At 43.8% G+C, this 12,381-nt stretch carries 12 protein-coding genes; 2 read left to right on the forward strand and 10 right to left on the reverse strand.

Annotation, left to right across the window (positions count from 1 at the left end; translation table 11 throughout):
- Positions 1-57: 57 nt before the first annotated feature.
- On the reverse strand, positions 58-495 hold the full coding sequence (locus NSQ72_RS10800) for a BrxA/BrxB family bacilliredoxin (protein ID WP_064497579.1): 438 nt from the start codon (positions 493-495) through the stop codon (positions 58-60).
- 169 nt (positions 496-664) lie between these two features.
- Between NSQ72_RS10800 and NSQ72_RS10805 the strand changes: the two genes are divergently transcribed.
- Positions 665-1,558: a YegS/Rv2252/BmrU family lipid kinase gene (locus tag NSQ72_RS10805; RefSeq protein WP_064497580.1), complete on the forward strand. Its 894-nt coding sequence runs from the start codon at positions 665-667 to the stop codon at positions 1,556-1,558.
- Between the two features lie 14 nt (positions 1,559-1,572).
- Here the strand turns inward: NSQ72_RS10805 and NSQ72_RS10810 are convergent, their stop codons facing one another.
- From NSQ72_RS10810 to NSQ72_RS10850, 9 genes are all read right to left on the reverse strand, one after another.
- Positions 1,573-1,866: a YesK family protein gene (locus NSQ72_RS10810; RefSeq protein ID WP_039179818.1), complete on the reverse strand. Its 294-nt coding sequence runs from the start codon at positions 1,864-1,866 to the stop codon at positions 1,573-1,575.
- 66 nt (positions 1,867-1,932) lie between these two features.
- Positions 1,933-3,189 (reverse strand): dihydrolipoamide acetyltransferase family protein, encoded by a 1,257-nt coding sequence (locus NSQ72_RS10815; protein WP_064497581.1) that lies wholly within the window; start codon positions 3,187-3,189, stop codon positions 1,933-1,935.
- 19 nt (positions 3,190-3,208) lie between these two features.
- Positions 3,209-4,192, reverse strand: a complete 984-nt coding sequence (locus NSQ72_RS10820) for an alpha-ketoacid dehydrogenase subunit beta (protein WP_024422925.1) — start codon at positions 4,190-4,192, stop codon at positions 3,209-3,211.
- A gap of 12 nt (positions 4,193-4,204) precedes the next feature.
- The gene (locus NSQ72_RS10825; RefSeq protein WP_039179824.1) at positions 4,205-5,197 is read right to left on the reverse strand and encodes a thiamine pyrophosphate-dependent dehydrogenase E1 component subunit alpha; all 993 of its coding nucleotides are present in this window, start codon (positions 5,195-5,197) and stop codon (positions 4,205-4,207) included.
- 17 nt (positions 5,198-5,214) lie between these two features.
- Positions 5,215-6,639 carry a dihydrolipoyl dehydrogenase gene (gene lpdA / locus NSQ72_RS10830; protein ID WP_064497582.1) on the reverse strand — a complete coding sequence of 475 codons (1,425 nt, stop codon included), beginning with the start codon at positions 6,637-6,639 and terminating at the stop codon, positions 5,215-5,217.
- Complete coding sequence (gene buk / locus NSQ72_RS10835; protein ID WP_039179830.1) at positions 6,629-7,750, reverse strand: butyrate kinase; 1,122 nt, start codon at positions 7,748-7,750, stop codon at positions 6,629-6,631. Before buk ends, lpdA begins: the two co-directional genes overlap by 11 nt.
- A 33-nt stretch (positions 7,751-7,783) precedes the next feature.
- A complete protein-coding gene (bcd, locus tag NSQ72_RS10840) occupies positions 7,784-8,878 on the reverse strand; it encodes a branched-chain amino acid dehydrogenase (protein WP_003215658.1) in 1,095 nt (364 codons plus the stop codon).
- A gap of 26 nt (positions 8,879-8,904) precedes the next feature.
- Positions 8,905-9,798 carry a phosphate butyryltransferase gene (gene yqiS, locus NSQ72_RS10845; RefSeq protein ID WP_047202267.1) on the reverse strand — a complete coding sequence of 298 codons (894 nt, stop codon included), beginning with the start codon at positions 9,796-9,798 and terminating at the stop codon, positions 8,905-8,907.
- A 123-nt stretch (positions 9,799-9,921) separates the two neighbouring features.
- Positions 9,922-11,994, reverse strand: a complete 2,073-nt coding sequence (locus NSQ72_RS10850; protein ID WP_047202268.1) for a sigma-54 interaction domain-containing protein — start codon at positions 11,992-11,994, stop codon at positions 9,922-9,924.
- A 149-nt stretch (positions 11,995-12,143) separates the two neighbouring features.
- Between NSQ72_RS10850 and NSQ72_RS10855 the strand changes: the two genes are divergently transcribed.
- Positions 12,144-12,380, forward strand: a complete 237-nt coding sequence (locus tag NSQ72_RS10855) for a DUF2627 domain-containing protein (protein WP_039179838.1) — start codon at positions 12,144-12,146, stop codon at positions 12,378-12,380.
- Position 12,381: the final 1 nt, after the last annotated feature.

The following is a 12,381-nucleotide window of genomic DNA, read 5'->3' on the forward strand; positions in this document are numbered from 1 at the left end:
AAGCAGACCGATCTAAAGACCGGACTGCTTTATATTTATTCATTCAAAAGTCATATGTTAGATTTCTTCGCAATGCTCATCAAAAGCGGCTTGTAGTTTTGACACGACTTCCATTGGCTCGTGCCCTTCAATTTCATGACGCTCGACCATTTTAATGATTTTTCCATCTTTTAATAAGGCAAAGGATGGTGAAGATGGCGGGAAGCCTTCAAAGTATTCACGAGCTCTTGCTGTTGCCTCTTTGTCCTGCCCAGCAAACACTGTCAGCAATTGATCTGGACGCTTATCGTAATGAACAGAATAGCCGGCAGCTGGTCTTGCAATACCGCCTGCACAGCCGCATACTGAATTCACCATAACAAGTGCCGTTCCTTTTTTAGTCAGTGCTTCGTCTACTTCTTCAGCTGACGTGAGCTCAATGTAGCCTGCCTGCTTAATTTCTTCTCTCGCTTGTTTTACAATATCATTCATAAATAAATTAAAATCAATATTCATGTCCGTCCACTCCTTTTGCGTACCAAAACCATTTTAAATCCATCATATCAAGGAAAACGCCTGCGGGCAAATGTGTTGTCTTATCCGCCGCCTCTTTTTCCGAACATCGTTTATGAGCTGTCAAATTGGGGAAAAGTGATGATAAAGAGATGAAAGGGAGAACTGCGTGATGGCACAATTCAAAAAAGCGATGCTCATTTATAATGGAAATGCTGGACAAAAAAACATGGAAAAAACACTCGGTCAAACAGTGCCTCTTCTTTCTCTACATATTGATGAACTCATTCTTAAACCAACAAAGCAGCCAAGTGATGCTTATAATTTCTGCCGTCATATTGATGAGACGGTGGAATTGCTCATCATATTAGGCGGAGATGGTACCGTGCATGAATGTATGAACGGTATTGGCGGCTTAGAAAAAAGGCCCGCTGTAGCGATATTACCAGGCGGAACTTGCAATGATTTTTCTAGAACGCTTGGTATTCCTCAACAGATGCAAAAAGCCGCTCAAATGATTGTAGACGGCAAAGAGAAAAAGGTCGACTTAATCAAAGCAGAGGATCGATACGTATTAAACTTTTGGGGAATTGGGCTGATCGCAGACACGTCCAACAACATTAACGACAAGGAAAAAGCCGTACTCGGTAAAATCAGCTACTTCACAAGTGCCCTGCGCACACTGCAGCAAACAGATCCTTTTCACGTACGGATTGAGACCGAGGAGGAAAGCTGGGAAGAGGAAGCTGTCATCGTTCTTGTCATGAATGGACATTTTATCGGTACAAATAAAATTGATTTGCCTAATGCATCCATTGATGATGGAAAAGCTGAAATCTTAATTTGCAGAAATACAAGTTTCTCTGCTTTAAAAGAAATCTTCTCAATGAACCGGGAAGAGCTGGAGGATTTCACCGGTGATCTGTCTCTCATTCAAGCGTCCAGTATTCGTATCCACACAAAAGAGGAAATGGATGCTGATACGGATGGTGAGGTTTATATGAAGGCTCCTTCTTATTTAGAAGTGTTAAAACAACATTTGACCTTTATTGTTCCAGCAGAATAAAAAAAAGCCCGACATCATTTTGATTCGGGCTTTTTTTTGATATAGCGTCTGTATAAATATTCAAGTGCATATCCGAGAAGTGTTCCAGCGAGAAGTGATATTCCTAAAAAGCTATTGGCTGCTCCTTTAAACCCACCGACAATCAGCAAACAGTAAACGATTTGAATGATTGAAACGATCGATATGATAAGCAGTAATCGTTCAGGATGATTGCGTGATTTAGAAATGTACCGTAGAAAAGCGAAGGCAATCGCTGTGATAAACATGAGACCAATCGTTAGAAAAGCAAAAAAATCTAGTCCAGACATATCATCGCTCCTTTCTCCTAGATGTGGAAATCCCCCTCTCATGCCGGGAGGGGGAAAATGATTGTTTTAATAAACAGATGTCTGCTCGTCGATGCCTTCAAGGATTTGTTTAATTCGCTGAAGGAATCTGCCGCATACAAGACCGTCTAGTACTCTGTGATCTAATGAAAGACAAAGATTGACCATGTCTCTTGCCGCAATCATTCCGTTTACTATCATTGGACGCTTCACGATCGATTCTACTTGTAAAATCGCCGCTTGCGGATAATTAATGATTCCCATTGATTGTACTGAACCAAATGATCCCGTGTTGTTGACAGTGAATGTACCGCCTTCCATATCACTTTGCTTGAGTGTTCCTTGTCTCACCTTAGACGCCAGCTCATGAATTTCTTTGGCGATGCCCTTAATGGTCTTTTCATCCGCATCCTTAATGACTGGAACAAAAAGCGCGTCATCTGTAGCGACAGCAATCGAAACATTGATCGCTTTCTTCTGCACAATTTTATCTCCAGCCCACATGCTGTTCATTTCAGGGAATTCCTTTAAGGCCTGAGCCACTGCTTTGACAAAGAACGCAAAGAACGTCAAGTTAAAGCCTTCTTTTGCTTTAAACTGATCCTTCAGCTGATTTCTTCTTGTCACTAGATTTGTCACATCGACTTCCATCATCGTCCATGCATGCGGAATTTCATGTTTGCTTCTCAGCATATTGGCCGCAATTGCCTGCCGGATCGGCGTGACTGGCAGCTCAACATCACCAGGCATGGAAGGGATGGCAGGAGCCGCTTTTGCGTGAGATGGCTGCGCAGGCTCCGGTTGAACAGCACGTTCATTGACAGGTGCTGTCTTCTCTTTAACGCCGCCGTTTTCAATGAGCTGCAGCAAATCTTTTCTAGTAATTCGGCCGCCTGCTCCCGTACCTTGAACAGCTGCTAAATCAATGCTATGCTCATCTGCTAAACGAAGAACGGCTGGAGAGTAACGTTTCTTTTGACTTTGATTCTCATTTGTTTGATCTGCTTCAGGCGCTTTGCTTTGCTCAGGTGCTGCTTCTTCTTTCTCGCTCTGCTGCTCGCTTCCTTCAACTTCAATTTCACAGAACACTTCTCCTACTTGCAGCGTTTCGCCTTCCTCAGCCGATAGCTTTGTAATCGTTCCTGTAAAAGAAGACGGGACTTCTGCGTTCACTTTATCCGTCATGACTTCCGCAATCGGATCGTATTTATTCACATGATCGCCAGGTGAAACGAGCCATTTGCTAATGGTTCCTTCTGTTACACTTTCACCTAGCTGAGGCATTTTCATTTGTTCAATTGCCACTTTGAAACCCTCCTCTTTCTTAAAACGCCGCTAGCTCTCTCATTTCAGCTTCTACCTTATCCGGGTTGACCATGAAGAATTTCTCCATTGTCGGCGCATAAGGCATTGCCGGAATATCTGGTCCTGCCAGGCGTTTGATTGGTGCGTCTAAATCAAATAAGCAATGCTCCGAAATGATTGCCGCAACCTCACTCATGATGCTGCCTTCTTTTGTATCTTCCGTTAACAGGAGCACTTTACCTGTTTTAGAAGCCGCTTCTATAATCGCTTCCTGATCAAGCGGGTACACTGTTCTCAAATCGAGAATATGAGCGGAAATACCGTCTTTTGCAAGGCGGTCTGCTGCTTGCAGCGCAAAATGCACACAAAGGCCATATGTAATGACCGTGATATCATCGCCTTCACGTTTCACATCTGCTTTTCCAATCGGAAGAGTGTAATCCTCTTCAGGCACTTCTCCCTTAATAAGGCGGTATGCACGTTTATGTTCAAAGAACAATACAGGATCTGGATCACGCACTGCAGCCTTTAAAAGACCTTTGACATCATAAGGTGTAGAAGGCATCACAATCTTCAAACCAGGCTGGTTAGCAAAAATCGCTTCGACCGATTGTGAATGATAAAGTGCCCCGTGCACTCCGCCTCCGTATGGTGCGCGGATGACCATTGGACAGCTCCAATCATTATTTGATCGGTATCTAATTTTTGCAGCCTCTGAAATGATTTGGTTGATTGCAGGCATAATGAAATCCGCAAATTGCATTTCTGCTATTGGGCGCATTCCATACATCGCTGCCCCAATACCTACACCAGCAATGGCTGATTCTGCAAGAGGTGTATCCATGACGCGCGCTTCTCCAAATTGCTCGTAAAGACCCGCTGTCGCTTTAAATACGCCGCCTTTTTTCCCGACATCCTCTCCGAGCACAAACACTTTCGGATCTCGTTCCATTTCTTCTTTCATCGCCAGTGTAATGGCGTCTATATATGACATAACAGGCATTTTTCTTCCCCCTTACTCCGCATACACGTAACGAAGTGCGCTTTCTGCCTCAGCATAAGCTGCGTTTTCCGCTTCATCAGTGGCTTCGTTTACGATTTGCATGATTTCTTTTGTCATCTCTTCTTTCATTTCAGAAGTCATGACGTTTCCTTCGATTAAATACGTTTCATATTGGATGAGCGGATCTTTCTTTCTTGCTTCGAGCACTTCTTCTTTTTCTCGATAGCTTGAGTCATCGTCATCACTTGAATGCGCAGTTAAACGGTAAGAGATTGTTTCAATCAATGTCGGGCCTTCGCCTCTAGCCGCACGGTCTCTCGCTTCTTTGACAGCGGCATATACTTCAAGCGGATCATTTCCATCTACAGTTACGCCAGGCATCCCATATCCAATCGCACGATCTGAAATGCGTTCACAGGCCACTTGTTTGTCATATGGCACGGAAATCGCGTACTTATTGTTTTCACACATGAAAATAACAGGCAGTTTATGCACAGCAGCGAAGTTAGCGCCTTCGTGAAAATCTCCTTGGTTTGATGAGCCTTCACCGAACGTGACAAAGCTGACAAAGTTTTTCTGCTCTAATCGTCCAGCAAGGGCAATTCCCACCGCGTGAGGAACCTGCGTTGTTACAGGTGAAGATCCGGTCACAATTCGATTTGCTTTTTGTCCAAAATGCCCCGGCATTTGTCTTCCGCCTGAGTTTGGATCGTCTTGTTTTGCGAAACCAGACATCATTAAATCTTTTGCTGTCATCCCAAAAGCAAGGACAACCCCCATATCACGATAGTAAGGTAAGACGTAATCTTCTTCTCTATTAAGGGCAAATGCAGCACCGACTTGCTGCGCTTCCTGCCCTTGACAAGAAATGACGAATGGAATTTTACCTGAACGGTTTAATAGCCACATCCGTTCATCGATTTTTCTTGCTAGAAGCATTGTTCTATATATATCAATTGCTTGTTCATCTGATAATCCTAATTCCTGATGACGCATGTTACTCATCATGTTTCCCTCCTTGATTAAAAATGGATCGCCTTCCCGTCAACAGCTAGGGCTGCCTCGCCAATCGCCTCTGATAAGGTCGGATGCGGGTGTATCGTCTGCCCCACTTCCCACGGGGTTGCATCAAGTACTTTGGCTAATCCAGCTTCAGATATCATATCTGTTACATGAGGACCAATCATATGAATTCCTAAAATATCATCTGTCTTTTGATCGGCAATGATTTTGACGAATCCATCAGACTCCCCGTACACAAGCGCTTTTCCAATCGCCATAAATGGGAATTTCCCTATTTTGACTTCAAAGCCCTGCTCTTTTGCCGCCTGTTCAGTGAGTCCAACACTAGCGGTTTCTGGGTGAGAGTAAACACATTTAGATACGAGCGTTTCATCGAGCGGCTTTGGATCTTTCCCAGCCATATGTTCAACAGCAATCATACCTTCGTGGGAAGCGACATGTGCCAGCTGAAGCCCGCCAATGACATCTCCTATTGCGTAAATATGCGATTCTTTCGTTTGATAATGTTCATTCACGACAATGCCTTGTTTTTCGGTTTGGATGTCCGTGTTTTCAAGACCTATGCCTTCGATATTAGGTACTCTGCCGACTGAAAGAAGGAGTTTTTCCGCTTCGAACGTCTGAATGTCTCCATCCTTTTCCGCTTGAATTGTCACGAGATTTCCCTGCTTTTCTACGCTATCTGGCAGTACCTTCGCATTTGTCACAAAGGTGATGCCTTTTTTAGATAATAGTTTTTCCATTTCTTTAGAAATGTCATGATCTTCTGTTGGTAAAATACGGTCTGCAAACTCAATCACAGTGACGTTCACACCAAAATCATTGAGCATAGACGCCCACTCGATTCCGATCACTCCGCCTCCGACAATTAGCATCGACTGCGGAAGCTCTGGCAGTTCAAGTGCATCATCTGATGTGAGGATGTGTGTTCCATCTGCTTCAAGCCCTGGCAGCACCCGCGGTCTTGAGCCTGTTGCGATGATGACCTGCTTTGGAATAAGCATTTCATTTTCCTCTCCATTTGCCATTTCTACGGAGATCGTTCCTGGCATTGGCGAAAAGATAGATGGGCCAAGAATACGGCCGATCCCTTCATATACATCAATTTTCCCTTGTTTCATTAAGTGTTTCACGCCGCCTGCTAGCTTTTCGACAATCTCAGTTTTTCTTTTTTGCACACTCGCAAATTGCAAGGCAATGCCGCCTGCCTCAACACCAAAATCAGCTGCGCGTTTGACGGTTTGATATACTTCTGCACTTCTGAGCAGCGCTTTAGACGGAATGCAGCCTTTATGAAGACATGTTCCGCCGAGCTTTTCTTTTTCTACAACTGCTGTTTTCAATCCAAGCTGTGAGGCACGGATGGCTGCTACATAGCCGCCTGTGCCTCCACCAAGAATGACGAGGTCATATTCAGTTGCCATGACTTGTCACTCCTTTCTTTTCCTGTTGATCATTTGGGTATTCTTTCGGTGATTCTTCTTCTTTTAAAATACGAAGCGCACCTTCCGCTAACGATTGCAGCTCATTTTCACCTGGATACACGACAACATCTGAAATCCAGTCAATATAGCCGCGAATACTTGATGTAATTTGTTTGCTGTACGCAAGTCCGCCTGTTAATACAATGACGTCAACTGCTCCTTTTAAAACAGCGCTAGCCGCACCAATTTCCTTGGCAATCTGATAGCACATTGCTTCATAAATGAGCGCCGCACGCTCATCACCTGCTTCAATCATGCGTTCCACTTTTACAGCGTCTGTCGTGCCAAGATAGCCCGCTAGCCCGCCTTCACCAATAATGCGTTTGAGCATTTCCTCTTGGGTATACTCACCCGAAAAACAAAGATTTACAAGATCACCTGTCGGCAAGGTTCCTGCACGCTCAGGACTGAAAGGACCTTCGCCATGCAGACCGTTATTCACATCGATGACTTTCCCTTTTTCATGAACACCAATGGTGATGCCGCCGCCCATATGAGTAATAATCATGTTTAAATCTTCGTAACTTTTTCCAAAAGAAGCCGCTGTTTTTCTTGCGACCGCTTTTTGATTTAATGCATGAAAGATGCTTTTTCTTTCGATCGTTGGCAGCCCTGAAATACGAGCAATTGGCTTTAGTTCATCCACCACAACTGGATCGACAATAAAAGCTGGGATATTCAGGCCAAGTGCGATTTCTCTCGCGATGATTCCGCCGAGATTAGATGCATGCTGGCCCGCATATCCTTCTTTTAGATCTTTCACCATTTGCTCATTGACTTCATATGTGCCTCCTTCAATCGGACGAAGGAGACCGCCACGCGCGCACACTGCATCAAACTTTGAGATATTCATCCCCTGTTCATGCAGTGTTTTCAAAATGGTTTCTTTGCGGAAAGAAAATTGATCAATGATATGAGGAAACGACTTTAATTCCTCATCTGTATGTCTAAGTGTCGTTTCAAAAATAGAACGTTCATTATGAAACACACCAATTTTTGTTGAAGTAGAGCCAGGATTAATCGTGAGAATACGCCATTCTTTTGTCAGCAAAAACAAAACCTCCGTTTCAACTCATTCTTCCAATTAGCGACGACTTAAAATATGTTGACCATTTTGCAAGAATTGACTTCTTGATTTGCGCATTCTTTCAATTCGCTCTTCAGCCAATCGGTCTGCCGCTTTATAAGTTGGAATGGCATCACGGTTTGAAATTTCAATCACACGTTCAATATTTTGATAAATGCCTTCGACTTTTTTCATCGCACGATCTGCATTATAGCCATAAAGCTCATCAGCCACGTTAATCACACCGCCTGCATTAATCACATAGTCAGGAGCATATACAATCCCCATTTCATGGATAAGGTCTCCGTGATGCGTTTCTCTTAGCTGGTTATTTGCAGCACCTGCAATCACTTTTGCTTTTAACTTAGGAATGGTTACATCGTTAATGGTTGCACCAAGTGCGCACGGTGCATAAATATCACATGCTTGATCATAAATATCGTCAGGATCGACTGCTTTTGCGCCGAAGTCTTCAACAGCTCGCTTGACAGAGTCTTTGTTGATATCTGTGACAATAAGCTGTGCGCCTTCTTCGTGCAGATGTTTACACAGATTGTAGGCCACATTTCCAACACCTTGGACAGCAATTGTTTTTCCTTCTAATGAATCTGTACCGAAAGCAGCTTTGGCAGCGGCTTTCATCCCTTTATATACACCGTAAGCAGTGACTGGAGACGGATTTCCGGATGAACCAAATGCAGGAGAGATCCCTGTGACAAAATCGGTTTCTTCATGAATGAGGTCCATGTCTTCTACCGTTGTACCGACATCTTCCGCTGTAATATAGCGGCCATTCAGCCCTTGAATGTAACGTCCAAAGGCACGGAACATTTCTTCGTTTTTGTCTTTTCTCGGGTCACCGATGATCACTGTTTTTCCGCCGCCAAGATTAAGTCCTGCTGCCGCGTTTTTATAAGTCATTCCTCTTGCTAGACGCAGTGCATCCTCAATAGCTGCTTCTTCGTTTTCATACGTCCACATTCTCGTTCCGCCTAGTGCAGGTCCAAGTGTTGTATCATGAATCGCAATAATCGCTTTTAAGCCAGACTGCTCATCCTGACAAAATACAAGCTGCTCATAATCGTATCGTTCCATATATTTAAAAAGTTCCATTGTGTTATTCCTCCTATTACTTCCGCTTAATTTGATGTACAGATGGCAAGCGCAATTGAATAAAGCTTACTTTCAGCTGAATCAGACCGGCTTGTTAAAGCAATCGGCGCCTTGGCTCCTGCCACCACAGCTCCCACCTTCGCATGTGCAAAGTAGATGAGAGATTTATAAAGAATGTTTCCTGCCTCAATTGTTGGCACAAGCAAAATATCTGCATGGCCGGCTACATCACTCGTAATATTTTTATGAGAAGCTGCCGTTTGAGAGATGGCATTATCTAAAGCAAGAGGCCCATCAATCAGGCATCCAGAAATTTGCCCCCGCCGATTCATTTGCGCAAGACTTGCCGCAGTTAAAGTTGAATCCATTGCCGGATTCACGACCTCGACCGCAGAAAGCACTGCAACCTTTGGCATGTCGTTTCCGACAGCTTGTGCTACTTGAACAGAATTGATCGTAATCTCTTTCAGCATATTTAAATCGGGCGCGATGTTCATCGCAGAATCTGTGACATAAATAAAGCGGTCAAAGCCCGGTACTTCGAATGCTGCGACATGTGATAAGACACTTGCTGTCCTGAGCCCATATTCTTTATTCAGTACCGCTTTTAAAAGAACGGCTGTCGGGACATGCCCCTTCATCAAAATATCTGCATGCTTCTCGCTCACTGCCTGCACGGCTATTTTGGCAGATTCTTCGGGAGAATCTGAATGAATAATATCTATCCAGTCCTCATCGATTTCATGCTGTTTCACTAGCTCCTTCAGGTTGCGTTTGTTCCCAACCAGGAGAAAGCGAGCGACCTTTCGCTTAATTGCCATCTTGATGGCATGAAGCACTTCTTCGTCTTCTGCATGAGCCACAGCCGCCGTTTTATTCTGCAGCTGGGCGGCTTTCATAATCAGATCGTCAAGCTTCATATATGCCCACCTTTCCTTGTGCTCGGTTCATGTTTTATATGCAAGTTCCGTGCCAGTTTGAAATGCAGTAAAATGAGGCAGTTCGCATGACATTCGTGCAATCTTTTGCAGTTTACATGCATTTTATTGCATGCTATCTTTTGCAAGTTGATATTTATCCATTTTATAGTAAAGGTTCCGTATGCTGATCCCTAACGTTTTCGCTGTTTTCGTGCGATTGAATTGATGCTTTTCAAGGGTTTGTTTAATTAGCTGCGCTTCAAATGCCTCAACAGCATCCGAAAGCGTCTCTCCCTCAAATTGACTGACAGCCAGTTCCTGCTGCTCTTTTTCTTCCTGATCTTCAGACTCCATGAAAGAAATATGCCCCTCATCAATCCATTCTTCTTGCGGGTTTAAAAAGATCATGGCTCGTCCAAGTACATTTTCAAGCTCTCTTACGTTTCCAGGCCACTTATATGATCGCAGTCTATGAAGCGCCTGTTCTGTTAACCCGCGCACGTTCCGTCCATAGTCTAAATTGATCTTTTGGATGAGACGTTTGCTTAACGAATCAATATCCTCAAGGCGCTGCCTTAGCGGCGGGATAGAGATCGGGTATCTGTTCATGCGATAATATAAGTCCTCTCTGAACTTTCCTTCCGCCATCGCTTTTTCAATATTGACATTTGTCGCCGTGATCACACGAACATCGACTGGTATGGCCTTTGTTCCGCCTACTCTTACAATTTCTTTCTCCTGCATGACGCGCAGTAGCTTCGCCTGTGTACTTGGCGTCATCTCACCAATTTCATCTAAGAAAATGCTGCCTTGATTCGCCTCTTCAAACAGTCCTTTTTTCCCGCCGCGCCTTGCACCAGAAAACGCTCCTTCTTCATAGCCAAAAAGCTCTGACTCTAAAAGGGTCTCAGATAAGGCTGCACAGTTGACCCGTACAAAGCGATTATATTTCCGGTCACTTTCATTGTGAATGGCGTGCGCAAACAGCTCTTTTCCAGTACCTGATTCTCCCCGGAGTAAAATAGTGGCTGGCGTTTTTGCGCCCAGCTTTGCCTGCTCAAGTGCCACAAGCATTTGCTCACTTTCTCCAATGATGTCTTCAAATGTGTACTTTGCTTCAAGTGTCCGGATAAGCTGCCTTGCTTTATTTAGTTCATTCGTAAGTGATTGTATTTCTGATACGTCATGAATGACGCCGACACTGCCTTTTAAGATGCCATCAACGATAACCGGCGCTACGTTGACGATCACATCTTTTTTATTCGGCCCGACTTTCATTCTGACGCCTCGAACCGGTCTTCTTGTTTCAAGTACCTTCAAATGCATGCTTTCTCCTTCAGAAATATCTGCACCTGCAGGTTTCCCCACAACTTCTTTATCTGTTAATCCAGTCATTTTCGTATAAGCTCGGTTGATCAAAATCCCTTTTCCCTGCTCATCAACAACCGAAATGGCTTCATCTGACGATTGAATGATCGCCTCCAGCATGGTTCGCACTTCTTTAAGGTTCGTTACTTCCTCCGCAAGCTCAACGGCATCTGTAATATCTTTAAAGATGGATAAAGCACCTAGCATTCTCCCCGCGTCATCAATAATTGGCAAACGCGTTGTGACAATTTGTATTTGTTGGTTCAGAAATTGTTTTTGATTAAATTCTGGCTCTCTCGATCTTAAAATGTCGGGAAGTTTTGTGTTTGGGATCACTTCTCGTATGTCGCGGCCAATCGCATCTTTTTGCGAACATCCAACCATTTTGGCCGCTGATCGATTAAACAGGACGACTTCTTCGTCCATGTTTATAAAAATCATCCCATCGTTCGTTGCATTAAAAATGCGGTCATGCTTATAGGTTTGTTCCTTTAATATTTGAATTAGCTGTTGTTTTTCTGACATTAATTCTGATATGACGTAAGCCATTGAACTTGGAACAATGACAGCATGCTCCGGCTTTTCTTCCATCAGCTCTTTCAGCACTGCTGAACTGCCCGTTGTTTCAATGATGATATCAATGTCATCTTTTATGTATTCTTTCCAATCCGTTGTCGTATCAATTCCATTCTTTTTCGCTTCTGCCATCCCCGGTGCCTCAAGATCAAGGTCGGCGATCGCAATGATTTGAATCATATTTGTTTTCAGCAATGTTTCTAGCAATGCTGATCCACCCTGTCCCGCACCGACAATCAAGACTCTCTGCATCCCGTTACCCCTTTATATGAAAAAATTTGCACACCATATTTTTCCGTTGCAAAAAATTGCACAACTCTTATATTACCACGTTTTCCTTTCTTGACAAAATATTTTTTGAATTAGACAATGGAAGTAAATGACGTTTAAGGGGACATTTGATGGGGAGAATACTTGCACTAGTGATTATTTTAATACCTGGCGCGCTTGCTGCACTTGGGATTAAGCTGCTGCGTGACACTGTTTTCGGCATCATCATTGCACCATTTCCATTTTTATGGCTGCAAGGAATTGCAGGGTTGTTATTTTTAGGGGGAGGGCTTTATGTAGTGGCTGGCTTTATTTTATATAGAGACCGTAAACGAAATAAAGTGACTGCTCGCTTTAAGCAGAGATAAA

The sequence above is a fragment of the Bacillus sp. FSL R5-0659 genome (genome assembly GCF_038008785.1).
GTDB classification, from domain to species: Bacteria; Bacillota; Bacilli; order Bacillales; family Bacillaceae; genus Bacillus; species Bacillus safensis.